A 25,481-nucleotide genomic window follows, 5' to 3' on the forward strand; every position below is an offset into this window, starting at 1 on the left:
GATGCATGTGTTTCAGGTTGTGTTATCAGTGAAAACTATTCTAACTGGTACATCATCAATGTAACCACTGCAGGTACTTTCGGATTAACCATCGATCCTAATCCAAATGCAGCCGACTACGACTTCGCATTATACGGTCCTGTAGTTGGCGGATGTTCCGGATTAGGTGCTCCGATTCGTTGTTCGTATGCAGCGAATACAGGCAATACGGGAATGGGAAATGGTGCTGTTGATAATAGCGAAGATGTAACCGGTGATGGTTGGGTTTCCACTGCTTCACTATCGGTTGGTACTTATTATTTAATGATTAACCAATGGGATGATTATCCAAGTGCATCGTTCCAAATGGACTTTACCGGTTCTGCCGTTGTGGGATTACCTGTTCCTACGGTTGGATACACTCCGGTTACTTGTCCAAATTCAACCTTACAATTAAGCGGTCCAACAGTGGCGGGTGCTACTTATAGCTGGACTGGTCCCGGCGGTTGGACATCTACCTTAGAAGATCCTACGCGTTCTCCGGTTGTTGCAGGTGTATATTCTTTAACTTATACCGTTAACGGATGTACAAGTACTGCAGGAACAGTTACTGTTACTATTCCACCGGATGTTACTGCTCCTACTATTTCTTGTCCATCGAACTACACAGCCAATACCGCAGCTGGTACTTGTGCCGCAACCGTAAACACATCAAACCCTGTTACCAGCGACAACTGTTTAGTTTCAACTTTAACATGGGCATTAAGTGGTGCAACAACAGGTAACTCTGCTGCTACCGGAATTAACAACCTCGGAAGTCACTCATTCAACACTGGTGTTACCACTGTAACCTATACCGTAACGGATGGGTCTGGAAATACCAATACCTGTTCATTCACGGTTACTGTTACCGACAATATTGCTCCAACAATTACTTGTCCATCTAACATAACAACGAATACAGGTGCCGGAGTTTGTACTGCTTCCGTAACCACTACCAACCCAACCACAGCAGATAATTGTGGCGTTACACTTTTAACCTGGGCCATGACTGGAGCTACTACTGGTAACTCTGCGGCAACAGGAATTAATAATTTAGGCACGCAAACATTTAACCTTGGTGTTACCACTGTTACTTATACGGTTAGAGATGCTGCTGGAAACACTACTACCTGCTCCTTTACTGTTACAGTTAGTGATAATATTGCTCCAACCATTACTTGTCCTTCCAACATCACAGCAAACGTTGGTGCAGGAACTTGTAATGCTTCGGTGGTTACTCCCAACCCAACCACAGGTGATAACTGTACAGTGACCACATTAACCTGGGCGCTCACAGGTGCGACCACTGGTAACTCTGCTGCTACCGGAATTAATAATTTAGGCACCCACACATTTAATACGGGTGTAACTACTGTTACCTATACCGTAAAAGATGCTGCAGGAAATACAACCACTTGCACATTCACAGTAACGGTAACAGATAATATTGCTCCAACTATCACTTGTCCATCAAACATCACCGCCAATACCGGCGCTGGTGTATGTACGGCTTCGGTTGCAACACCGAATCCTACTACAGGCGACAACTGTGCTGTGACTACGCTAACATGGACCATGTCTGGTGCTACCACAGGAAGTTCTGCTGCTACGGGAATTAATAATCTCGGAACACAAACATTTAATCCCGGCGTTACAACTGTTACCTATACTGTAAAAGATGCTGCAGGAAATACAACTACCTGTTCCTTTACAGTTACTGTAAGTGATAATATTGCTCCAACCATTACTTGTCCTTCCAACATCACCGCCAATACAGGTGTGGGTGCATGTACTGCTTCTGTTGCTACTCCTAATCCAACCACCGGCGATAATTGCGCGGTGACAACCTTAACATGGGTTATGACTGGTGCTACAACCGGTAACTCAGCAGCAACAGGAATAAATAATTTAGGAACGCAAACATTTAATCCTGGTGTTACAACCATTACTTACACCGTAAAAGATGCTGCAGGTAATACAACTACTTGTACGTTCACGGTTACAGTAAGCGATAATATTGCTCCAACTATTACTTGTCCTTCCAACATCACCACAACTGCTGCAGCTGGAGTTTGTACTGCTTCGGTAGCAACACCAAATCCAACAACTGGCGACAATTGTTCTGTAGGTACGTTAACATGGGCTATGACAGGAGCAACCACTGGTAGCTCTGCTGCAACAGGAATAAATTTCCTCGGCACTCAAACATTTAACGTAGGTGTTACCACTGTAACCTACACTGTAAAAGATGCTGCAAACAATACCACCACTTGCTCATTTACGGTAACCGTTACCGACAATCAACTTCCTGTAATTTCCGGTTGTCCTTCCAACCAAAGTGTAACTGCAAATGCTTCTTGTCAGTTTACCATGACAGATTACACTTCTTCAATTACTGCAACTGATAACTGCGCTATTGCATCAACGGTTCAAAGTCCTGCCGCCGGAACATTGGTATCGGGTACACAAACTGTAACCATTACGGTTACCGATGTAAATGGAAATGCAGCAACTTGTTCATTCCAGGTTGTTGTTGCAGATAACACTCCTCCAACCATTGTTACCTGCGCTTCGAATACAACAGGAACTACCAATGCAAGTTGTCAATATGTTCTTCCTGATTATTCTTCGTCCATTACCGTAACGGATAACTGTTCTTCCGGTGGTAACATCACCATTACTCAATCGCCTGCTGCGGGAACTGCAGTTGGTTTGGGTACTACGGTTGTTACATTAACCGCTTCGGATGCCAATGGAAATAATGTTAGCTGTACTTTCAATGTTGTTGTATCGGATAACGTTGCACCAACCATTACATGTCCTGCTAACCAAACTATCGTTGCGGACAATGCATGTTCAGGAACTTTACTCGATTATACGAGCATGGCTACCGTGAGCGACAATTGCGCAGGAATAGTAAACGTTACTCAATCCCCTGCTGCCGGAACCGTATTAAACGGAAGCGGAACATCTCAAGTTGTTACACTTACTGCAACGGATGCGGTAGGTAATGTTTCTACCTGTACATTCACTGTTACATTAATTGATACCACAGATCCTGTATTTGTTGCATGTCCTTCTAACCAGAATGAAGCACCTGATGCAAACTGTCAGTTTACCTTAACCGACTACACCTCGTTAAGCACCGTTTCTGATAACTGTACGGGAGCCGGTTCCATCACCATTACCCAATCACCTGCTGCAGGAACGGTTATCACAGGTACTACCACCATCACATTAACAGCAACGGATGCATCCGGTAACTCTACCACTTGCACCTTCCAGGTGATTTTAACCGATACCACGCCTCCAACAGTATTGAATTGTCCTACAACAACCAATGTTGACGCCAACGGAAGTTGCGCTTATACAATTCCTGATTTTACATCAACATTGAACGTAACCGATAACTGCGGAAGTGGATCTATCACTACAGTGCAAAGTCCGGTTGCAGGAACCGTAGTTAATGCGGGAACAACAACTGTTACTATTACTGTTAGCGATGCAAATGGAAATAGTACTACATGTTCGTTTGATGTGGTGGTTGCAGATACCACAGCTCCAAGCATCACCTGTGGTGCAAACATTACTACATGTAATCCGGTAGTAACATTTAGCACTCCGGTTGCAACTGACGATTGTGGTGCGGCTACAGTAACCCAAACCGATGTTACAGGATTAAGTTCCGGTTCTACATTCCCTATTGGTACTACTACCCTTCAGTTCACCGCTACAGATGGGGCAGGAAATACTTCGGTATGTAGTTTTGATGTTACCGTAGAAGCGGCTCCTTCTCCTGCTGTTGCAAGTGGCGATGTGGCATTATGTGATACTGTTTCCAGTGTTACTTTAACAGCAACCAATCCAAGCAATGGAACAGGTACATGGAGTATTTTATCAGGCAGCGGTTCACTTTCAAATCCTGGTTCATCCACAACCACATTAGATGGAATTACAGTTGGAACTACTACTGTAATCTGGACCGTTTCTAATGGAACTTGTGCTCCGAATGCAGATACTGTTCTGGTGGTAATGACCACTTGTTTCGAAATCATTATTCCTACAGCATTTACACCGGATGGTGACGGTACCAATGATGTTTGGGAAATTCCATTCCTCAACCAATATCATCCGGAATGTAAAGTTCAGGTGTTTAACCGTTGGGGTGGAAAATTATTTGAATCGACCGGTTATGCCACTCCTTGGGATGGAACGTTCCATGGTGATAAAATGTCAATTGGTTCCTACTATTTCGTGATTGATTTCAATGACGGAAGTGATCCGGTGAAAGGAACATTAACCATTATTCGTTAATGATTAAAAAGAAACGTAGTATGAAAAAGTCAATCATAATAGTAGCGCTGTCGGTAGTATCTGTATCTGCATTTTCGCAGCAGACACAACAGCTTAGTCAGTATTTATTAAATCCATACCTCGTTAATCCAGCAGCTGCAGGTTTAACAGATTTTGTTGATTTAAACTTAAGTTTCCGTCAACAATGGGTTGGATTCGATAATGCTCCGCAAACCATTTATCTGAGTGGTAATTCCGTAGTGGGCGATATTTCTGGCACGCCGAAATATTCAGCTTCACTGCGTACGAGTCAACGCGTTGCTCCTAAGAATACCGGAATACGTACCGGAAAAATGCGTCATGCAGTAGGAGGAAATTTAATGTCGGATAAATACGGTCCGTTTAAACGCAACATGGCTAATGCTTCCTACGCATTCCATTTACCCGTTGCTAAAGGAATGAATTTAGCATTTGGTGTTGGCGTTGGATTGAGTAATCTGGTATTCGATCAGAATAAAGTTTCATTGCTAGATCCGAATGATGCAACCTATTCCACCTTCCTTGGAAACTCCACCAAACGAAATTTGTTGGATTTGAATACGGGTGTGTATTTATACACTGAACAATTTCAGGTGGGGTATTCGAACGGACAAGTAATGCAAAACAAACTTTACTTCGGAGATCCTACGGCTTCCCGTTTGGTAATGCACCATTATTTCATGGCGGCCTATCGTTTTGATATCAACGACAAATTATCCATTACACCAAATCTCTTAGCAAAGTACATGCATCCTGCACCGGTAGCCTTGGATATTAACTGCAAAGTAGATTATAACAATATGTTTTTTGGAGGTATTTCTTATCGCCATAAAGATGCTGTTGTAGGTATGCTGGGTATGTTCTGGAACAACATTAAGTTCGGATACAGTTTTGATTATACTATTTCTTCATTGAGAAAACAGAATTCCGGCGGACATGAAGTTGTGGTTGGATACAGGATTAAATTATAATATGAATAGAAAAATTTTTATTGCTGCTGCCGGAATATTATTCCCTTATTATTCCATTGCACAACAATCTGAATTAATCTGGAGCACACCCGAGAAATTACCATCGACGATTAATTCACCCGGTGAAGAAGCTTTAATTGTTTTTTCAAGAGATAGCTCTACACTTTATTTTCTTCGTCAACACGAACAAAATGTTGGCGGCATCAACGATCAGGATATTTGGTATGCTCAACGTGGTGCAGACGGACAATACAGTGAAGCCAAAAACCTGAAGGCATTAAACAATAAAGATTTTAATGCTGTAGTGGGTGTTTCGCTGGACGGTAAAACATTATACCTCTACAATGCCTATGTAAAGAAGAAGAATCAGCTTGACCGTGGTATTGCTATTTCAAAAAAGAAATCGAACGGTTCTTATTCTGAGCCTGTAAAATTGGAAATACCCGGATTTAAATTAACCGGAGAACATTTTGGATTTTATGTTAATCCGCAGGAAACTGTTATTCTCATTTCGTTTGAAGGTCCGAATTCCTTAGGACAAGAAGATTTATATGTGAGTTTAAAACAACCCGATGGTTCTTGGGGTACTCCTATTCATTTAGGAAATTCTGTTAACTCAAAAGGCTTTGAAATCTCTCCTTTTTTATCAGAAGATGGATATTCATTGTTTTTCTCTTCGGATGGAATGGGTGGCGAAGGGGATGCTGATATTTTTGTTTCGTTCCGCATGGATGAAACCTGGAGGAATTGGTCGAAACCGCAGAATCTGGGAAATAAAGTCAACTCTCCAGCCTTTGATGCCTATTTTATTTTGAGTGCGAACGATGCCTATTTTGCATCCAATCGCGAAGGTGGAGCTTCTGATATTTATCACGTAAGACCATTACTTCCGGAACCAGAACCGGAGCCGGAACCAGAGCCGGTGGTGGAAGTAAAAAAAGATACCACACCTGTAAAACCTATTGTAGCTGAACGTCCGATTGAATTCAAAATTTATTTTGCAACCAATTCATCCTGGTTAGAAAAACAAGCCATCGTTGCTATTGATGATGCCATTGAAAAAATGAAAGCGGATCCGAGTATTAAATGCGACATTAGTTCATATGCCGATAAGCGTGCTGATGAAACATATAATATCTGGCTTACCGAACGCAGAGCGAAACGTGTAAGAGATTACATGGTGTTGCGCGGAATTGATCAGGAGCGCATCAATTGTTATTGGCACGGTAAAAAAAATCCGGTAATCGATTGTAGTGATTGTTCCGAAGAAGACTACCGGCTATCGCGCCGAACGGTTATTACTTTCAGAAAATAATGAAAACAAAAAAGGCTCCTCTTCAGGAGCCTTTTTCTTATTATCCATTTCTTATTGAAGAATGATTTTCTTGGAAGACTTCTTATTTCCTGAAATTAATTCAACAAAGTAAATTCCTTTTGCTTCATTCGAAAGATCAATGTTGTGATTGCTTTTTCCGTATGCAATTTTTTCTGAACGAACCAATTGTCCGAATGCATTATACACATTAACCGTAATGGACTGCTCCATTAAATTTGTTAAGGTGATATTGATGATGCCATTGGTTGGATTCGGATACATTTCGAAAATATTATCGAGCGATGTTTCAGGAACCGAAACACTGCAAGGAGAGTATGCTCCATCCAACGTTAAAACACCACTGTTGGTTGGATCTAACCATGGTTTTAACTGACGATTAGCCGCTGTTCCGTTGGAGGTCCAGTGATACGACATTTTACCATAATAATCCGGCGCAGTTAAACTTGTACCTGTACCACAACCATTCGCTGTGCAACAAGATGCTCCACCTGTAAGTGTACCCACGATTAATCCGTTGCTACCACGGAACAATGGCGAACCTGAAGAACCACCTTCTGTAACACCATTTCCATTGGCAGTTGCTGCCCACGAAAATCTCCAGTGTGTTCCATTGGGTGCTCCACTACCCCATTTCGTAGAAATAGCTGTAGCCGTAAACGTAGAAATCTTTTTAACGTCACCCGCAGGGTGATGAATACCTACACCGCCGGCAGGTGCAGTTGTATTTGCATCCCAACCATTAAAATAAGGATAAACCGATGATGCAATATTTGCATTTAATTCTACAAACATAAAATCAGATCCGGTTGCTCCGCCCTGGTCGTTGGACCATGCACGAATGGCACATCCGGTTTGCGACACATTTGCACCAACCGTTCCTGAACCACAACCCGATTTTTGATAGTTGTAGCGGAATACGTATTGATTAAATTCAGTGGTGGTCGACATTACACCGGCCGCATCATCCCAACCGCAGTGGAATGCAGTAAGAATATATGGCGTACAGTCTTGTTGTGTGTTGTTAATAATGGAACCACTGCAAAATCCGGTAGCACCATTCGTCTTCACTAAAATACGCACTACACCATCGCGTTGACGGGTCCAGTTAGCACCTTCGGAACAATTCACATCCACTTCGCAAGGATCTGATGCCCGAACTTCTGCAGGCATTTCTATTCCACGGAAAAAATAACTCAATTCATTCATGCGGATACGCCCTTGTCCTTTTACGGCTAATGGCTCGTAGTATTCCATTACCATTACTTCGCCGGGAACATACCATGTAGCAAATTCGCCAGTTTCATTATTGTTCATACTGGTAAACGCTCCCTGAACAGAAGTTTTTGCTTCGTCGTAAACATGCAAACGTGCTCCATCAGGAATAAAAAACTCATCGAAATAAGGTGCAAGTCCCATGGCTTCGCTCGATGTAATTCGAATTCTCCACAAGCGATCTCCACCGGGAAGGATGGTCCAGGTTCCTGAATTCTTCAATGAAATATTGCAGGGAATAAGAATTCCGCTCTTTTCTAATTGTCCGTCCTTACCATTATTCATTGTAGCCGTTATTGCAGCTTCAGTTGGTTTAGTAATGGAGAGGGATTGAAAATAAGTATCCAGCTCATTGTTTATAGCGATACTTGAATAAGGTTTTAATTCTTGCTGTTCCTGAGCATGAGCAAATGAAAGGCCCAACGAAAAGGCAGCAACCAAGAGTAGAGATTTTTTCATGCAAGAGATGATTAATGGTTCTGCCTAAAGATAACGAATAGAAAATTGGTTTCCATATTCGATTTAGGAAATGGTAATTAAGCGTCAAATTACTGAAATGCAAATATTTACACGGTTAATTCAATTATTTCAATTTAAAATTTGGATATTAATTCGACAAAGGGATATATTTGCGCCATGAAGTGGAACAACTTTCATATGATTTATATGCCGGCAGTGATGTGTCATTGTCGTGCTATAGCATAATGGGAGTTATTCAGTTTATTTAGAAAAAAACAACAAACATAAATTGAAGTCCTCCCCAACCGGGAGGACTTTTTTTTTGATTAATAATGATGAAAAATTACAGTGGATATCCAATGAATGTACGATGCAATATGCATCCAGTAATGCCATGCACTTGTATTATGTTCCCCATGTGGCATTGTACCCTTCATAACCGGAAAATCCCCTTAAGATAGTTTTAGCAACAAGCAGAATCGAGGGCTTTTCCAAAACAGGAGAAGCCCTTTTTTTTTAACCATAAAAACAAAAAATCATGCAGCTTACAGAAACACAACGTCAATTGTTCCTTGCCATTTCAGTTCGACTTGCCAATGCCAACCAGGAATTAAAAGTGGAGAAAATACAGAAGAAAAGTGGTGCAGAAAAAAAGAAAAAGTTACCGCTTAGCGTGTAATCTTTTTTGCACGGTCCATCTCACGTTTGGCGTCCTTCAGTTTAAGGTCGTCGCGTTTATCGTATAATTTCTTTCCGGTTGCCAATGCAATTTTCAATTTGGCCAATCCTTTTTCATTGATAAAAAGTTCAAGCGGAATAAGCGTTGTCCCTTTCACTTTCAGCTCCCGGATAATTTTGGCAAGCTCGTTTCGGTTGAGCAATAATTTGCGGTCGCGATTTGGAACATGGTTATTATAACTTCCGGGTTCATATTCGGCAATATGCATTCCTTTAATGAACAATTCGCCATTATGAATAAAACAATAGCCTTCGTTGATGCTGGCTTTACTTTCGCGAATGGATTTTATTTCTGTACCGGTTAACACCATTCCGCATACATACACATCATTCAAATGATATTCGAAGGAAGCTTTTTTATTGCGGATGCTGATGTTGGTTTTAGACATAGCACAAAGATAGCTAAAAGTAGCTTGCGGACATTTAACCTAATGCCACATCGAGAATCATCATCACCAGGAATCCTCCAATAAATCCAAGCGTAGCCACATCTGTATATTTATCGCGCTGGGTTTCGGGAATTACTTCTTCCACCACTACATAAATCATAGCTCCAGCAGCAAATGCCAATGCAAAAGGTAAAATTGGTTCCATATAAATAACGGCAATTGCTCCTACTACACCTGCAATGGGTTCAACGATGGCGGAAAGCTGACCATAAAAAAAACTTTTCCTTCTGCTGACGCCTTGTCGACGCAACGGCATCGCCACCGCAATTCCTTCCGGGAAATTTTGAATTCCGATACCAATTGCCAAAGCAATAGCAGCAGAAAAAGCAGCTGGATCCATTCCATTTGCTGCAGCGCCAAACAGCACACCCACAGCTAATCCTTCCGGAATATTATGCAATGTAATGGCCAACACCAACAAGGTAGTGCGATGCCATTGCGTTTTCATTCCTTCCGATTCTTCTTCGTTGTAATTAATGTGCAAGTGAGGCAGCCATTTATCGAGACCAAACAAAAACAAAGCCCCCAATAAAAACCCAACCGCCGCCGGCATCCATGGTGCAGAAGGATATAAATTTTCCGACCATTCGATACTCGGATTTAAGAGCGACCAAAAACTTGCAGCCACCATTACACCTCCGGTGAAACCTAACATGGCATCCAATAATCCGCGATGCATGGTTTTAAAAAAGAAAACCAGTGCAGCACCTGCGGCAGTAACCAGCCAGGTAAAAGTGGTTGCAATTAATGCCGACCATACCGGTCCAATACTGATAAAATATGCTTCCAATCCGTCTTTCATTACTTTATTTTTTTCTGACCAACATATTTCTGGTTACGACATTCGACAGGGTCAATTGTTTTTTATCCTTCAACTCAATACGAACCGACCGGTCGAATTCAAACATTTCTAATAATTTAAATTGTGTACCCAGCACCAGATTGTTCTGGTCGAGATAAATGAGAAAAGCAGAGCTCGTATCTGAAACTCCCGTTACAATTAAGCGATCTCCAACCTGGGCATCTGATAATAAAAAGGATTCCGAACGTGAAGCAAATTTTCCGTTTTTATCGGGAATGGGATCCCCATGTGGATCGAAGCGGGGATGATTTAAAAATGCATCAAGCGAATCGATGAGTTTTATACTTTGAATGTGCTCCAGCTGTTCCGCAATTTCATGCACTTCGTCCCAACCAAATTTTAATTTCTCCACCAAAAAAACTTCCCACAAACGATGTTTACGAATGGTATCGACCGCAATTTTTTTCCCCTCCTTCGTTAAGCCTACCCCCTGGTACTTTTCGTAGTTGACCAGTTTTTTATCGGACAACTTTTTAATCATGTCCGTAACCGACGAAGCCTTGGTATTTAATTTCTCGGCAATTGAATTGGTATTCACTCCCAAACCCTTTCCATCCCACAAGCCATAAATCGCCTTCAGGTAATTTTCTTCTGTAAAGCTCAATTTCATGAACCAAAGATAAATATTTTATTATATCAAAATAAATTTTTAGACTTGTCTAAATTTTATATGTCATTTATCTAAAACAATGTTTAGATTACTATTAATAATCAAGCTATTACTCCTTTCGATCACAACAGGATGGACGAGAAATATCGAAATTTCAATTCTGGAGGAAGGCAGCCGGCAAGCGATTCCCTATGCCAATGTGTTGATTGTAAACCATGGTAAAGGAAGTATCAGCAATGCGAATGGGTTGGTAAAAATGGAAGTTCCATCGGATTCTTTCGTACTCCGCATTTCGGCTCTTGGTTATTCAACCAAAGAAATCACCTATGAAAAAGGGAATGAAAATATTCGTGATTCGGTTTTTCTCTCCATCGAATTTTCGGAACTGGACGAAGTGGTCATCAGTGGTACACTGGAAGAAAGAACCATTATGAAATCTCCTATACCGATAGAAGTGTACCATATTGGTTTTTTACGTAAAAATCCATCGCCTTCATTGTTTGAATCGCTACAAAACATCAATGGTGTTCGTCCACAAATCAACTGCTCGGTCTGCAACACCGGCGATATCCACATTAACGGAATGGAAGGTCCCTACACTATGATCTTGATCGACGGTATGCCAATGGTTTCCGGATTGGGAAGTATCTACGGATTGAGCGGTATTCCTTCGGCACTGATTCAACGCATAGAAATTGTAAAGGGTCCAGCCTCCACCTTATATGGATCGGAAGCGGTGGGTGGATTAATTAATGTAATTACTCAAAGTCCCTTACAAGCCCCGCGATTGGTAATTGAAAGTTACGCCAGTTCATGGTTGGAAAAAAACCTTGATGCAGGATTAAGTTTTAAAGCAGGAAAGCAGAATTCCTTATTGGGAATTAATTATTTCCATTATGGAAATCCGGTTGACAATAACGGAGATGGTTTTACGGATTTAACTTTGCAACACCGCATTTCAGTTTTTAATAAATGGAATTTTGCCAGAAAAAATTCGAAGGAATTTTCACTGGCTGCCCGTTATGTTTATGAAGACCGATGGGGTGGTCAAATGAACTGGAGCAGTGATTTTAGAGGTGGCGACAGTATTTATGGCGAATCGATTTACACGGGCAGGTTTGAATTTTTTGGTAAATACGATATTCCATTGAGAAAAATGGAATCGGCCATTCAATTTTCATTTTCCGATCATCGCCAGAATTCTGCCTATGGAAATAATTTGTTCAATGCTTCGCAGGACATTTCCTTTCTGCAATACCGCATCATTGGGAATAAGGGTCCACACCAATTCACAAGCGGTGCTGCATTGCGAACCACCTGGTACAACGACAATACATTTTTAACTCAATCTGAAACCGGTGCGGATAGTCTTCACCTGGTGAACTTACCGGGTATTTTTTTACAGGATGAAATTAAAATCAATGCATCAAACCGGGTGTTAGTGGGAAGCAGAATTGATCATCACCCGCAGCACGGGTGGATTTATTCGCCGCGTTTAAATTACCAATGGGGAAAGGATGAAAAACAAACCTTAAGGGCCGGAATTGGAAATGGCTTTAGGGTGGTTAATTTATTTACGGAAGAACATGCGGCCATGACGGGATCGAGGAGTATTATTATTCCCGAAAAATTACTGCCGGAAAAATCATGGAATGCACAAGTGAACTACCGGCGCAATTTTTTTCTGACGAACTGGAACGGAAGTATGGAGAGCACTGTTTTTTACACCTTGTTCTCTAATAAAATTATGCCTGATTATTTTAGTGTTCCCGATGCCATTGTATTCTCCAATTTAAAAGGCACTGCCGTTTCGAGAGGTGTAGGGATAAATAGTGACTGGAATTTTAAAAACCGTTTAAAAATCAGTCTCGGGGCAACTTTTATGGATGTATTTCGTATAGAGGACGGCGAAAAAAAGCAGCAGGTGCTAACAGAACACTTTTCAGGCGTATTCAGTATTAGTTATTCCTTTTTAAAATGGGGAATTAATCTCGATTATTCCGGATCGATATATGGCCCGATGGACCTTCCGCTTCAGGAGCATGATTTCCGCGCTCCACAATCGCCCTGGTACAGTATTCAGAATATTAAAATCAGCAAGACCATCAAAGGGAAATGGTCGGTATTCGCCGGTGTAAAAAACCTGTTGAATTTTGTACCTCCCGCCTACTCGATTATGCGTCCGTTCGACCCTTTTGACCAACAAGTTTCGGATCCTGTGCAAAATCCATTTGGATATCGTTTTGATACTAGCTATGTTTATTCCTCCTTTCAAGGCATAAGAACCTATTTTGGCATGAGGTATCAGTTATGATGTGGCTGCATAAACGAAATAAAATTGTTTTGTTCACCCTGGTGATGTGCTGTTTATTGCTCAATACTTCCTTATTCGCTCAAAAAACAAAAACAAAACCTCAAATCAATTGGCTTACCTGGGAACAGCTTGCTGACTCGATGAAGGTGAAACCAAAACCGATTTTTATTGATATTTATACCAGTTGGTGCGGTCCGTGCAAAATGATGGACAAAAAAACATTTCCGAATAAGTATGTCATTCGCGCCATGAATGAAAATTATTACGCCGTTAAACTGGATGCAGAAACCAGAGATACCATTGTGTTTCGCGGAAAAAAATACGGGTGGAAAGAAGTGCGCGACGGTAAAGGAGCCAATTCACTGGCAATAGAAATCGGCTGGGAATCGAATACCTTAAGTTATCCTACACTTGTCATTCTAGACAAAGCCTACCAAATGGTTTATCGTTATCCATCCTTTCTATATGCAATGATGCTGGAGGAAGTACTGGTGCAGTTTAAATGATTTTATTATCCTTCCGCCCGGAAAGAACAATGCTATTTTATTTTAATGGCACAAACCAAAATATCATCGATCTGTTCTAAATCGCCTCTCCAGTTTTCGATGGTGGTTTTGAATTTATGTTGTTGTTCTGAAAGCGAAAGATGATGGATTGATTTTATCAATTCTTTCATGCGTGAATACTTAAATTTCTTACCACCGGCTTTTCCGCTTGGAAGATTTTCCCCGCCAAACTGATCAGCATAGCCATCGGTAAAGAGGTAAATAATATCACCGCTTTGTACGTTGATTACGGTGGACTGAAATCCGGTAACTTCACCATAATGCATTCCCACGGGCATTTTATCGGGAACAAACTCCAATAATTCTCCATTGCGCATTATCCAAACCGGATTATTAGCCATAGCGACTTTAATCGTTTTTCTACTTTCCGATAAGGAAATCATTACCGCATCCATTCCATCTCTGGTTTCGAATCGCCCATCGGCATTTAATGCATGAATAATTTCCGCACGAACGAAATCAAATATTTTAGCGGGATCAGAAATCTTTTTCTCACGAACAGCTTCATTGATGAATGCAATATTCAGCAGACTCATAAATGCACCGGGAACGCCATGTCCGGTACAATCCGCCACACAAAACAACATTTCCTGTTCAGCCCCATTTTGATTCACGCCTGCCCAATAAAAATCACCACTCACCACTTCTCTCGGCTGGTAATAAATAAAATAATCGTCGAGTTTCTCCTTTAATAATTCCTCCGAAGCAAATAAGGCACCTTGTATGCGTTTTGCATAGGTCATAGAATCCAGAATCTCTTTATTCTTCTCGGCAAGCATGGCATTTTTAACCGACAATTCAGAAGTCCGTTCTTTAACCTGCAATTCAAGTTTTCGCTGATTTTCGCGTAAGGTTCTGGTCCGGTTCCAAATGAAAAACCAAATGATAAAGGCCACAATTAATAACACCGTAATTCTAAACCACCAGGTCATGTAATACGGCGGTAAAATGCTAAATGAAAATTTAGTTATGTCCGACCAGGTTTTTCCATCGATGCTGGCCTGAACCTTAAATACATAATCTCCAGCTTCGAGATTGGTGTAGGTTTGCTGATCATCACTTGTTGTGTGAAACTCTTCTTCTATTCCATTTTTCTCCAACGAAAACCGGTACTGAACATTCTCCTGTTCACTGGGAAAAAATGATCGGTATTGTATGGTGATGATGCGTTCATTAAAAGTAAAAATGGGATTTTGGGGAACCAAAAACTCCAAATCGATTCCGTCGGTTTTAATCGTTTTCTGATTTTCCCAATCGTAATTCTGATAAAACAATTGAATGCCATTAATTTTTGGTGCAGGTAATTTAATCTGTGCCTGAATTTTTGCAGGAGAGAAACGGGTGAGACCTTTTGAAGTTCCTAACCAAACCTGATCATCTCCCTCCACACAAATTGCGGCAGGAGCTACATCATTACCAATGAATCCCGAATTAAAACCGTAGGTGTTTTCAATCGACAACTGATTTTTTTCTATGCGTACTTTTTGAAATCCTTTTTCCGTTCCTAAATACCAGCTATCACCCGATTTTTCAATGGCCCAAACCACAGAGGTGACTAATCCATCTTGTGCCGACCAGGTTTTAAATGTGCTGCCATTAAATTCTGTAAATCCACCATAAGAAGCGAGATAAACCTTTCCCTGATCAAAGGCGATGTCCCAAATGATATCCTGTGGTAATCCCTCTTTTCGGGTATAATTTTTAAACTGATGATTTTCCAACACCGATAATCCGGCGAGTGTTCCGCAATAGATTTTACCATCGGGTGCCACTCCAACGGAATAGATTTTATCGGATAACAATCCTTCTGCTTCCGTGAAATGTTCAAATTTATCATTCGAAAACAAATACAATCCCGAAAAAGTTCCGATTACAATTTTACCATCCGGACCTTCATCGATCGACCAAACCGTTTTTGCTGTAAATCCATCCTTCTCCGAAAAATGCTGAAGATTTCCATTGGCATAACGATAGAGTCCATCGCGAAATGCTCCTATCCAAATTGCACCGCTTTTGTCCTTATGCAATGCAAAAATTAATTCTGCCTTTAGTTTGTCATTAAAAGTTTCGCGGCGAATTTCATTTTTTTCTGTATTGAGAATGTAGAGTCCTCCACCACGTGTACCTAGCCATAATTCACCATTTATTTTTTTCACCTCCATGATGTAAGGAGTGCTGATACCATCGTATGCACTATAATGCAAAAATTGAGGTGCAGAAAGAAATTGGAGTCCACCACCATCCGTACAGATCCAAATTTTTCCAAATGAATCTTTATACAATTGCCAAACCCGTTCGCTTCTTAATCCATTTTCGGAATGGTAATGATAGTGTTGGTTTCCATCCAAAATATAAATCCCGCTACCCCAGGTGGAAATCCATATTTGTCCCCCATTTCCCAAAACCAGATCATTGAAGGATTCGGAAGCGGGAGGACGAATAAACAAGGTGTTAACTGAACCCTGAATATCGATTTTTATACAGAGTGAATCATTAATTGCGATGATTTGTCCCGCCCCATCCCGTGCCATTTTTTTTACGGAAATGGTAAATTGATTTAATGATTTAAAATCGGAAGTCGCGTGATGGATGCCTGATTTTGCTGCAATAAAAAATCCGCCCTTGCCATCCGCTTCAATATCGAAAATGGTTTCAATCTGTAGATCGGTAGTTACTTTTTTGATCTCCCCATTCTCTTCTTTGTACAATCCACCAGTAGCGCCAATGAACAATTGATGGTCGATCTCCTTAACAAAATAGATTTTTTCCGTTGAAGAAGAATCCAGTGTAATAATGCGAATGGTTTTATTGTTTTCAATTACACAAAAAGGAATTCCGGAACCGCCATACCAAACTCTGCCTTTGGAATCGGCAAAAATCATGGTGCTTGAATTGGCCGGCAAATTTTCTTCTTCACTGAGTGAACGAATTTCTTTTCCATCGAAACAAAAAATCCCACTTCCATCCGTTGCACACCAGATGCGTCCAAATGGATCTTCACTCATGCCCATGATGTACGAAGAGGGTAATCCCTGCTCCACATCCATAAAGCGCATTCCAAATTTAGAGCTGGCCTCATAACGCGAAGGAAGCGCCGGAGATTTTCGGAATGCTTTTGCCACAATAATCGAATCCTTCAACCCGAATACAGGTTGAAACGAAACGATAACGAAAAGCAAGGCAAGCAAGCGCTTTATTGGCATAGAGTAAATATAATGGAAAAGGCAATGATGCAACCAGAAAATTTCATGAAGAATGTTGGATTCAAGCCTTGCGCACTCTAATCATTCGCTCCTTACCCTGAAAATCATTGATGATAACGCTTTCTGACCATTTTTGGTTATGAAATAACTGCAGTGTTTCAGTCCCTAAATGTTCATTGATTTCCAGCCATAACTGTCCTTTTTCTTTCATCCACCCGGCAGCTTTATTTTCAATTATTTTATAAAACAACAAGGCGTCGTTATCGGAAACAAAAAGCGCCTCAGCCGGTTCGAAATTCAGCACATTGGGATGCATACTTTCTTTTTCCGCAATGGCGATGTAAGGGGGGTTGCTGACTATCACATCAAAATAATTATCCGGAAATTGGGTCGATGCTGCGAGAATATCACCCTGGTGAAAATGGACGTTGGATAAAAGTTGTTGTTGATTTTTTTGAGCAATCTGCAGAGCTTTTTCCGAAATATCGATAGCATGAACTTCGGAATCCGGTAATAGACGTTGCAGACTAATAGCTATGCATCCTGATCCGGTGCCGATATCCAGAATTTTGATATTCTCCCTGGATGCGTTTTCAGCAATGATGTGGTGCACCAATTCTTCCGTTTCGGGACGAGGAATTAAAACGCCTTCTTCCACAAAAAAATCAAACCCTGCAAAGGGCGCTTTTCCGAGAATGTATTGGAGCGGACGATGCCTGATTAAATCCTTTAACGCATAATGAAACTTTAAAAGTTCAGATTCAGATAAGCGCAAGGAATGATCCAGAATCACTTCCGATCGTTTTTTATTCAGGTATTCGTCACAAAGAATAAAAAACATGGAATCCGTTTCAGAAACACCATAATCAGGGTCCAGAAGCGCATGAAAACGAGCTCTGAGTGTAGATAAATGGTTGTCGGAAGGCAATTGCATGAAGCAAAACTAACCAAAAAGAAAGTCGGTGAAAAATTAGTTTGTAGATTTGGAGCTATGAACAAGCATGAGCACTATATGCAAAGGGCTTTGGAGTTGGCGCAATCGGGCTTAGGACTGGTTGAACCAAATCCCATGGTCGGTTGCGTAATTGTTTGCGATGACAAAATTATCGGTGAAGGATTTCATCATGAATTTGGTGGTCCGCATGCTGAAGTTGTAGCTATCCGTTCAGTAAAAAACCAGGAACTGCTACAGCGATCAACCCTCTACGTTACTTTGGAACCTTGTTCACATCATGGCAAAACGCCTCCTTGTTCGGATCTCATCATTGAAAAGGGAATTCCGCATGTAGTGATAGCCAACAGCGATCCATTTGAAAAAGTAAACGGCAGTGGAATTGAAAAACTCCGGGCTGCAGGTATTGAGGTTGAAGTGGGTGTTTTAGCGCAGGAAGGAAAAAAACTGAACAAGCGCTTTTTTACTTTTCATCAGAAAAAACGTCCCTACATCATTCTTAAATGGGCGCAAAGTGCAGATGGGTATATTGATAAAACGCGTGATGAAAAAAATAATCGTGCTACAAAAATATCCGGACAACAATCGCAGGTTTTAGTGCACCAATGGCGAACCCAGGAACAAGCGATTCTGGTGGGGAAAAACACGGCCTTGCTGGATAATCCCTACTTAACCGCAAGATTATATTCGGGGCGACAACCCAAACGTTTTGTTTTCGATCCACATCTTGAACTTTCTTCGAACCTGCATGTATTTGGTGAAGAAGCAGCAACCTATATTTTAAATTATCAGAAAAAGGACGATCTCAATCATTTGTATTACCGGGTTATTGAAAAGGATAATGTGCTTGAATCGTTGATGAATATTTTTTATGAAGAACAAATTCTATCGGTGCTAATAGAAGGAGGAACCTATACGTTGCAGCATTTTATTGACGCGGGTTTATGGGATGAAGCACGTGTATTTACCTCTCCCCTGTTCATTGGTGAAGGAATAAAATCGCCACAACTTTCCCGCACGGCGAATGAGCATTACAGCATCGGCGAAGATCATCTCACCATCATCTATAACGTATAGTATGATTTACCTTGCATTGAGTATTTTATTCTCTACTTCACTTTTGGTGATCTTCAAGTTTTTCGAAAAACACGGCATCAACAATACGGTTGGTATTATTGTCAATTACATCACCGCTGCCAGTACTGGTTTCATCATGAGTGGAAAAGCGCCGGATATTTCGCTGATAGCAGGAAGTGAATGGTCGCCCTTTGCCATGTTGATCGGAACTATTTTTGTGAGTTTGTTTTTCACCATTGCCATCAGCGCGCAAAAAAACGGAATGGCTATTACCTCCGTTGCCAATAAAATGTCGCTGGTAATTCCCACCATCGCTGCGGTGTTTTTATACCAGGAATCTTTGCAGTTTTTAACGATTGTTGGAATTGTTCTCGCATTAACCGGTGTTGTATTTACGGCATTGAAATCCGACCAAAACAATCACCTCAACCGCAGTGCGTTTCTTTTTCCTGCTATTATATTTTTAGGTAGCGGAATATCGGATACGTTGTTAAAGTATGTCCAGTTCTATTATCTCCACAATGTAACCGTTGAATATTTTTCTGCTGTTTTATTTGCAACGGCAGGTTCGGCTGGAATCATCATTTTTATTTTTATGCAATTCAAAAAGCGTCAGAAAATCCGTATCAAGGATATTCTTGGAGGAATTGCATTAGGTATCCCCAACTATTTTTCAATCCACTATTTGTTTTTGGCACTGGATCAAAAAGGAATTAATTCATCTACACTAATTCCCATCAACAATATCGGAATCGTTGTTGCTTCTGCTTTGGTGGGACTCCTCTTCTTTTCGGAGAAATACAGTATGTTGAATAAAATCGGACTTTTGTTAAGTGTCCTTGCCATTGTTCTTATTGCATTGGTATAACAACAATGGATCCGCTTTTTACATATCATTCCATTTCTGAACCTGCAGAAGGTTTGTATAAAGAAAAAGGATCTCGTTTTATAGCCTATGCCTTTCCCGTAAACAACGAGGAAAAAATAAAAGAGTATCTGCAACAATTAAGAAAAAAACATTTTGATGCGCGTCACCATTGCTACGCTTTCCGACTCGGAGCCGATGGAAAACATTACCGTGCCAACGACGATCAGGAACCTGCCGGAAGTGCGGGAAAGCCGATTCATGGTCAACTTCTCTCGTTTAATGTCACCAATATCCTTCTTGTGGTGGTCCGTTATTTTGGCGGCACAAAACTTGGCGTAGGAGGATTGATTCAGGCCTACAAAGCCGCAGCTGAAGATTGTCTGAACCATGCATCGATAAATGAATACCCCATTGAAAAATCCATTCATTGTGAATTTCCCTATGAAAAATACAATGAAGTGATGAAGCATTTAAGGGATTGTCAGTTTCGTGATCATACACAACGTATCGACGAACAATGTGTACTTGAAGGAACAATTCCACTCAAAAACGAATCGAGTCTGATTCAAAAATTTGAACGATTATCCGGATTAACCTATCGTATTGAAGAATACCAGCCATGAAAAATTTAGACCTGCTTAAGAAACTTTGTTCCATTCACGCACCCTCGGGTGATGAAGGTGATTTAACTAAGTTCATTTTGAATTACGTTAAGAAGAACAGTAAAAACTGGAAACAAAAACCTACCGTTTACAGTGGAGAAGAATTTCATGATACGATCATTCTTGTTTTCGGAAAACCCAAAACCGCCATCTACGCGCATCTCGATTCCATCGGATATACCGTTGGATACGAACGGGATTTAATTCGTATTGGAGGACCTAAACCCAGTGATGGTGATATACTGGTGGGAAGAGATTCCAAAGGAAAAATTGAATGTGAATTGATGTTGATCGACCATGAAGACGGATCGCGCTCGCTGGAATATTTATATAAACGTCCGATTGAGCGTGGCACTTCCCTCACATTTAAACCGAATTGGAGAGAAACAAAAGAGTATGTGCAATGCTGCTATATGGATAACCGACTTGGGGTGTGGACCGCTCTGCAAGTGGCCGAGAGTTTAGAAAATGGAGCCATTGTTTTTTCCACCTACGAAGAACACGGCGGTAACAGTGTTGGATTTTTAGCGCGTTTTCTATTGGAGAAATACAAGATCAGGCAATCGTTAATTGCAGATATCAGTTGGATTACCCACGGCATCAAAGCCGGTAAGGGTCCCGTTATTTCCATGCGCGACGGCAGTATTCCACGTCAAAGTTATGTTCGAAAGATTATTGAGCTGGCGAAAAAAAGTAAAGTTCCTTTCCAATTGGAAGTAGAAAGCGCAGGAGGAAGCGACGGTACTTCCATACAGCGAAGTGATGTATTGGTGGACTGGTGTTTTATTGGTGCAGCAGAAACTGATGTGCACACGCCGAATGAGAAAGTACACAAGAAAGATATCCAATCGATGGTGGATCTCTATAAGTACCTCATGAAAAAAATCTGACCCGAAGGAATTCTCCGGGTCAGACAATTTTAAAAACAAAATGATTATTCTTCTACCGGACCGAGAATCTCAACCAGACGAATATCGAAGGTGAGGTCTTTACCAGCCAATGGGTGATTCGCATCTACAAGAATGGTATCTGCATCAACTTCACGAACCACAACGATGAATTGTTGTCCATCGGGTGTTTCAGAAACCAATTCCATTCCCACTTCAGGCTGCATATCTTCCGGCAAATGTTCGCGCGGAACACGTTGCATCATTTCTTCCATCACTGGACCATAAGCTTCATCTGAAGGAATGGTAACGTTTACTATATCATTTACAACCATACCAACCACTGCATTTTCGAAACCGGGAATCAACATTCCGCTTCCGATAGCGAATTCGAGTGGTTCTGCATTTTCTGAAGAATCGAACACTGTTCCATCCGACAATTTTCCGGTGTAATGCACACGCACTACATCATTTAATTTTGCTTGCGACATATTTTTTTAATTTTTAATTATTGGGTCCGGAAAAAAAATCTGAAACAAGACCCGTAGGAATGGAATAGAGACTAATTCTGAACTCGGTACAAATTTACTTTATATTCCCCAATAATGAAAACCTTCATTTTCGCGTTACAAGAGTGAGATTTACCTACTTTTACCATTATGATAAACAACAACCAGGAATTAAACTTCCTCGAAGGTCCGAGGTCGAGATGGAAAGAATTAGGATTTGCCTTGCGTGTATTTTGGGAATTTATCCGTGGATTTCGTGCATTGCACTTTAGTGGACCCTGCGTAACTATTTTCGGATCAGCGCGATTTAAAGAAGGACATCCATCCTATGAATTAACCCGGGAGGTGGCCGGAAAAATGGCCGGACTCGGATTTACGGTGTTAACAGGCGGGGGTCCCGGCATTATGGAAGCGGCCAATCGGGGTGCTAAAGAAAACGGCGGAAAAAGTGTTGGTTGTAATATTGAACTACCATTTGAGCAACATCCGAATCCATATTTAGACCGGTGGGTAACCATGCGTTACTTTTTTGTGCGTAAGGTTTTGCTTACCAAATATTCATACGCATTTGTGGTGATGCCCGGAGGATTTGGTACACTGGATGAATTCTTTGAAGCCCTCACCCTGGTGCAAACGAAAAAATTAAAACCATTTCCCATTGTAATCATGGGGAAAGATTACCACAAACATTTGCTGGAACATGTCGATCTGATGATAAAGCACGGAACGATTTCTTCCGACGATCTCAATTATTTTTGCGTTACCGATTCAGTGGAAGAAGCGGTCCGTCATATTGAGGAACATTCCATTATTAAGTTTGATCTGAAGAACAAAAAATCTCCACGACCAAATCCGATTTTGGGTGAACGAAAATAATTTTAGTTACAACCTCCGGAAGGTGCCTCAGAATAATCGAATGTAAGATTCGTGCATTCAACAAATCCTTCTTGTCCACCCTTTACCTTTTTAAAATCGACCCCGGGTTGATAGTAAAACACATCACCTGGTGCAAGCGATTTTATTTCTGCGCCTGCTTTTGCGTAAATGGTATTTGTTCCACCGCGTGAAATCAGCTTGGCTCCCGATTCGAGAAATATGATACTGTTTCCTCCATTTTCTTTCAACTTGGCACCACTGCAAACCCATAATACATTTCTGCCTTTATTGGCCGTCATATTATGATCTACAACAATAGCAACAGAAGGAATTTTATACACACAAGGTGATACTTCAATGGTGCCGGTAAATGGAGTTTGAGAAGGAACAAACTTATTGCAGGCACTTGCAAAAAGCACCATCAGCATAAAGTAAAATCCACCTCTGCTTTTCATCCTTAGTAATTAATCAGGTTCTGAAGTTTAGAACGGAAACGGTCTTTCGGTAAAAAATTATTTTCCAGCGGAACTGCAAACGGAACCGGTGTATCTAATGATCCAACACGAACAACGGGTGCATCCAGCACATCAAAACAATTTTCTGCAATTAATGCAGCAATTTCTCCGGCAATTCCACCTGTTTGACAATCCTCCTGCAACACCAGCACTTTTCCTGTTTTGCGAACGGAGTTATAAATGGTTTCTGTATCCAGCGGAAGTAAAGTCCTTAAATTGATAATATCTGCATCAATCCCTAATTCTTTCGCGGTTTCCATGGCCCAATGAACTCCCATTCCATAGGTAACTATCGTTACATCATTTCCTTCTTCCACCACCGATGCTTTTCCGATTTCGAGTGTGAAATAATCTTCGCACACTTCTTCGGAAATACTTCTGTATAGTGCTTTATGTTCAAAGAAAATTACAGGATTCGGATCTTCGAATGCGGCTAATAATAATCCTTTCGCTTCATTGGGAAACGCAGGGTAAACAACTTTTAATCCGGGTGTATGAAAAAACCAGGCTTCATTACTCTGCGAGTGGAAAGGTCCGGCTCCAACACCGGCTCCTGTTGGCATGCGCACCACCACATCGGCGTTTTGTCCCCAGCGATAATGAATTTTTGCAAGGTTATTTACGATCTGATTAAATCCACATGTAACGAAATCGGCAAATTGCATTTCGCTCATGGCTTTATGTCCGTTAATGGATAATCCCAATGCAGAACCAACAATGGCCGATTCGCATAAAGGTGTATTACGTACACGCCCTTTTCCGAATTTATCTACAAATCCTTCGGTCACTTTAAACACACCTCCATATTCAGCGATGTCTTGTCCCATTAAAACAAGATTCTCATGTTTTTCCATGGCTTGTTTTAATCCCTCACTTATGGCATCGATAAATCGTTTCTCCGATTTTTTATTGCTGGCCGGAGTTGGCACGAATTGAAATGGTGCATACACATCATTCATTTCGCGTTCGGTATCTACCGTAATAGTCGGTGCTGCAAATGCAATTTCTAATTCGTCGGCAATTTGTTTTTTAATTTCAATGCGCGTTTTTTCTGCATCCTGTACCGATAAAATTCCTTCTGAAATCAACCAGTTTTCGTAATTATCTACCGGATCTTTTACCGACCACTTATCCTGAATTCCTTCCGGATAGTATTTTGTACCCGAAGCTTCTTCATGACCACGCATTCTAAAGGTGAGGCACTCCAGCATTACGGGACGAGGATTTTTGCGGATGTCTTCTGCTATGCGTCGTGTTGTATCGTACACTTCGAGCAGATTGTTTCCGTCAACCTGAATTCCTTCTATGCCATAACCGATCGCTTTATCGATAAATTGTTTACAACGGAATTGTTCGTTGGATGGAGTGGATAATCCCCATTGATTATTTTCAATTACAAAAATCACCGGCAAATCCCATACGGCAGCTACGTTTAAGCTTTCATGAAAATCACCTTCAGAAGCTCCTCCATCACCGGTGTAAACCAATGTGCATTTTTCTTCTTTGCGAAGTTTATGCCCGAGCGCAATTCCATCTGCAATTCCTAATTGCGGACCCAAATGCGATATCATTCCAACCACTTTATGTTCTTTGGATCCAAAATGGAACGAGCGGTCTCTTCCCTTGGTAAAGCCCATTTCTTTTCCCTGAAACTGCGCAAACAAACGATGCAAAGGCAAATCCCTTGCAGTAAATACACCCAGATTGCGGTGCATGGGTAAAATATATTCTTCCTTGCTAATCGCTTTGGCTGTTCCAACCGAAATTCCTTCCTGACCGAAACCGGAAAACCATTTCGAAATTCTTCCCTGACGAAGCAGGATGAGCATTTTTTCTTCAATCAATCGGGGCAGTAATACCGAACGGTATAAATCCAAAAGTGTTTCGTTGGAGTACCCTTTGCGGTCGAACTGAAGAACCGGTTTTACAGTGGCTGACATATTCAGAATTTTTCACAAATTTAGTCGAATGATGCCTCCCTTTACACATTTCCTCTTTTTTT

The 25,481-nt window shown here is 41.1% G+C and carries 20 protein-coding genes; 11 read left to right on the forward strand and 9 right to left on the reverse strand.

Annotated elements, in window-relative coordinates; translation table 11 throughout:
- From K1X56_09940 to K1X56_09950, 3 genes are all read left to right on the forward strand, one after another.
- Positions 1-4,335: HYR domain-containing protein (locus tag K1X56_09940; protein MBX7095033.1), on the forward strand; the 4,335-nt coding region annotated here is incomplete at its 5' end.
- Between the two features lie 20 nt (positions 4,336-4,355).
- Positions 4,356-5,324 (forward strand): type IX secretion system membrane protein PorP/SprF, encoded by a 969-nt coding sequence (locus K1X56_09945; GenBank protein ID MBX7095034.1) that lies wholly within the window; start codon positions 4,356-4,358, stop codon positions 5,322-5,324.
- A gap of 1 nt (position 5,325) precedes the next feature.
- On the forward strand, positions 5,326-6,639 hold the full coding sequence (locus tag K1X56_09950) for an OmpA family protein (protein MBX7095035.1): 1,314 nt from the start codon (positions 5,326-5,328) through the stop codon (positions 6,637-6,639).
- A gap of 51 nt (positions 6,640-6,690) precedes the next feature.
- On the opposite strand, the gene K1X56_09955 is transcribed toward K1X56_09950, so the two are convergent.
- Positions 6,691-8,391 (reverse strand): T9SS type A sorting domain-containing protein, encoded by a 1,701-nt coding sequence (locus K1X56_09955; GenBank protein MBX7095036.1) that lies wholly within the window; start codon positions 8,389-8,391, stop codon positions 6,691-6,693.
- 538 nt (positions 8,392-8,929) lie between these two features.
- Here K1X56_09955 and K1X56_09960 point away from each other — a divergent pair.
- Positions 8,930-9,070, forward strand: coding sequence for a hypothetical protein (locus K1X56_09960; GenBank protein ID MBX7095037.1), 141 nt, complete (start codon positions 8,930-8,932; stop codon positions 9,068-9,070).
- On the opposite strand, the gene smpB is transcribed toward K1X56_09960, so the two are convergent.
- The 3 genes from smpB to K1X56_09975 are packed head-to-tail and all read right to left on the reverse strand — an operon-like array spanning position 9,060 to position 11,044.
- Entirely contained in the window at positions 9,060-9,518 is a 459-nt protein-coding gene (smpB, locus tag K1X56_09965; protein ID MBX7095038.1) for an SsrA-binding protein SmpB, read from the reverse strand. The two genes, K1X56_09960 and smpB, sit on opposite strands and share 11 nt — an antisense overlap.
- A gap of 34 nt (positions 9,519-9,552) precedes the next feature.
- The gene (locus tag K1X56_09970) at positions 9,553-10,380 is read right to left on the reverse strand and encodes a ZIP family metal transporter (protein ID MBX7095039.1); all 828 of its coding nucleotides are present in this window, start codon (positions 10,378-10,380) and stop codon (positions 9,553-9,555) included.
- A gap of 4 nt (positions 10,381-10,384) precedes the next feature.
- Positions 10,385-11,044 (reverse strand): metal-dependent transcriptional regulator, encoded by a 660-nt coding sequence (locus K1X56_09975; protein ID MBX7095040.1) that lies wholly within the window; start codon positions 11,042-11,044, stop codon positions 10,385-10,387.
- An 85-nt stretch (positions 11,045-11,129) separates the two neighbouring features.
- Between K1X56_09975 and K1X56_09980 the strand changes: the two genes are divergently transcribed.
- Complete coding sequence (locus tag K1X56_09980; GenBank protein ID MBX7095041.1) at positions 11,130-13,364, forward strand: TonB-dependent receptor; 2,235 nt, start codon at positions 11,130-11,132, stop codon at positions 13,362-13,364.
- On the forward strand, positions 13,361-13,870 hold the full coding sequence (locus K1X56_09985) for a DUF255 domain-containing protein (GenBank protein MBX7095042.1): 510 nt from the start codon (positions 13,361-13,363) through the stop codon (positions 13,868-13,870). The genes K1X56_09980 and K1X56_09985 overlap by 4 nt, the downstream gene beginning before the upstream one ends.
- A 32-nt stretch (positions 13,871-13,902) precedes the next feature.
- Here K1X56_09985 and K1X56_09990 read toward each other — a convergent pair whose 3' ends face one another.
- Positions 13,903-17,133 carry a SpoIIE family protein phosphatase gene (locus K1X56_09990; GenBank protein ID MBX7095043.1) on the reverse strand — a complete coding sequence of 1,077 codons (3,231 nt, stop codon included), beginning with the start codon at positions 17,131-17,133 and terminating at the stop codon, positions 13,903-13,905.
- Positions 17,134-17,194: 61 nt separating this feature from the next.
- Positions 17,195-18,067 (reverse strand): peptide chain release factor N(5)-glutamine methyltransferase, encoded by an 873-nt coding sequence (prmC, locus tag K1X56_09995; protein ID MBX7095044.1) that lies wholly within the window; start codon positions 18,065-18,067, stop codon positions 17,195-17,197.
- A 57-nt stretch (positions 18,068-18,124) separates the two neighbouring features.
- Between prmC and ribD the strand changes: the two genes are divergently transcribed.
- Genes ribD through K1X56_10015 form a run of 4 tightly spaced genes read left to right on the forward strand, consistent with a single transcriptional unit; the run spans position 18,125 to position 21,582 of the window.
- Complete coding sequence (ribD, locus tag K1X56_10000) at positions 18,125-19,162, forward strand: bifunctional diaminohydroxyphosphoribosylaminopyrimidine deaminase/5-amino-6-(5-phosphoribosylamino)uracil reductase RibD (GenBank protein ID MBX7095045.1); 1,038 nt, start codon at positions 18,125-18,127, stop codon at positions 19,160-19,162.
- A 1-nt stretch (position 19,163) separates the two neighbouring features.
- The gene (locus K1X56_10005; GenBank protein MBX7095046.1) at positions 19,164-20,030 is read left to right on the forward strand and encodes a DMT family transporter; all 867 of its coding nucleotides are present in this window, start codon (positions 19,164-19,166) and stop codon (positions 20,028-20,030) included.
- A 5-nt stretch (positions 20,031-20,035) separates the two neighbouring features.
- A complete protein-coding gene (locus K1X56_10010; GenBank protein MBX7095047.1) occupies positions 20,036-20,653 on the forward strand; it encodes a YigZ family protein in 618 nt (205 codons plus the stop codon).
- Positions 20,650-21,582 (forward strand): aminopeptidase, encoded by a 933-nt coding sequence (locus K1X56_10015; GenBank protein ID MBX7095048.1) that lies wholly within the window; start codon positions 20,650-20,652, stop codon positions 21,580-21,582. Before K1X56_10010 ends, K1X56_10015 begins: the two co-directional genes overlap by 4 nt.
- Before the next feature lie 44 nt (positions 21,583-21,626).
- Here the strand turns inward: K1X56_10015 and K1X56_10020 are convergent, their stop codons facing one another.
- A complete protein-coding gene (locus K1X56_10020) occupies positions 21,627-22,070 on the reverse strand; it encodes a peptidylprolyl isomerase (protein MBX7095049.1) in 444 nt (147 codons plus the stop codon).
- A 168-nt stretch (positions 22,071-22,238) separates the two neighbouring features.
- On the opposite strand from K1X56_10020, the gene K1X56_10025 reads away from it, so the two are divergent.
- Positions 22,239-22,964 carry a TIGR00730 family Rossman fold protein gene (locus K1X56_10025; GenBank protein ID MBX7095050.1) on the forward strand — a complete coding sequence of 242 codons (726 nt, stop codon included), beginning with the start codon at positions 22,239-22,241 and terminating at the stop codon, positions 22,962-22,964.
- A 2-nt stretch (positions 22,965-22,966) separates the two neighbouring features.
- On the opposite strand, the gene K1X56_10030 is transcribed toward K1X56_10025, so the two are convergent.
- Complete coding sequence (locus K1X56_10030; GenBank protein MBX7095051.1) at positions 22,967-23,419, reverse strand: hypothetical protein; 453 nt, start codon at positions 23,417-23,419, stop codon at positions 22,967-22,969.
- Between the two features lie 2 nt (positions 23,420-23,421).
- Positions 23,422-25,419, reverse strand: coding sequence for a dehydrogenase E1 component subunit alpha/beta (locus K1X56_10035; protein ID MBX7095052.1), 1,998 nt, complete (start codon positions 25,417-25,419; stop codon positions 23,422-23,424).
- Between the last annotated feature and the right edge of the window lie 62 nt (positions 25,420-25,481).

Source organism: Flavobacteriales bacterium (assembly GCA_019694795.1).
In the GTDB taxonomy this organism is placed as follows: Bacteria; Bacteroidota; Bacteroidia; order Flavobacteriales_D; family UBA2798; genus UBA2798.

Bases quoted from the DNA above. Each gene is read 5' to 3' on its own strand.
- K1X56_09945 (MBX7095034.1), top strand. From the start codon at position 4,356: ATGAAAAAGTCAATCATAATAGTAGCGCTGTCGGTAGTATCTGTATCT.
- K1X56_09950 (MBX7095035.1), top strand. From the start codon at position 5,326: ATGAATAGAAAAATTTTTATTGCTGCTGCCGGAATATTATTCCCTTAT.
- K1X56_09955 (MBX7095036.1), bottom strand. From the start codon at position 8,391: ATGAAAAAATCTCTACTCTTGGTTGCTGCCTTTTCGTTGGGCCTTTCA.
- K1X56_09960 (MBX7095037.1), top strand. From the start codon at position 8,930: ATGCAGCTTACAGAAACACAACGTCAATTGTTCCTTGCCATTTCAGTT.
- smpB (MBX7095038.1), bottom strand. From the start codon at position 9,518: ATGTCTAAAACCAACATCAGCATCCGCAATAAAAAAGCTTCCTTCGAA.
- K1X56_09970 (MBX7095039.1), bottom strand. From the start codon at position 10,380: ATGAAAGACGGATTGGAAGCATATTTTATCAGTATTGGACCGGTATGG.
- K1X56_09980 (MBX7095041.1), top strand. From the start codon at position 11,130: ATGTTTAGATTACTATTAATAATCAAGCTATTACTCCTTTCGATCACA.
- K1X56_09985 (MBX7095042.1), top strand. From the start codon at position 13,361: ATGATGTGGCTGCATAAACGAAATAAAATTGTTTTGTTCACCCTGGTG.
- K1X56_09990 (MBX7095043.1), bottom strand. From the start codon at position 17,133: ATGCCAATAAAGCGCTTGCTTGCCTTGCTTTTCGTTATCGTTTCGTTT.
- prmC (MBX7095044.1), bottom strand. From the start codon at position 18,067: ATGCAATTGCCTTCCGACAACCATTTATCTACACTCAGAGCTCGTTTT.
- ribD (MBX7095045.1), top strand. From the start codon at position 18,125: ATGAACAAGCATGAGCACTATATGCAAAGGGCTTTGGAGTTGGCGCAA.
- K1X56_10005 (MBX7095046.1), top strand. From the start codon at position 19,164: ATGATTTACCTTGCATTGAGTATTTTATTCTCTACTTCACTTTTGGTG.
- K1X56_10010 (MBX7095047.1), top strand. From the start codon at position 20,036: ATGGATCCGCTTTTTACATATCATTCCATTTCTGAACCTGCAGAAGGT.
- K1X56_10015 (MBX7095048.1), top strand. From the start codon at position 20,650: ATGAAAAATTTAGACCTGCTTAAGAAACTTTGTTCCATTCACGCACCC.
- K1X56_10020 (MBX7095049.1), bottom strand. From the start codon at position 22,070: ATGTCGCAAGCAAAATTAAATGATGTAGTGCGTGTGCATTACACCGGA.
- K1X56_10025 (MBX7095050.1), top strand. From the start codon at position 22,239: ATGATAAACAACAACCAGGAATTAAACTTCCTCGAAGGTCCGAGGTCG.
- K1X56_10030 (MBX7095051.1), bottom strand. From the start codon at position 23,419: ATGAAAAGCAGAGGTGGATTTTACTTTATGCTGATGGTGCTTTTTGCA.
- K1X56_10035 (MBX7095052.1), bottom strand. From the start codon at position 25,419: ATGTCAGCCACTGTAAAACCGGTTCTTCAGTTCGACCGCAAAGGGTAC.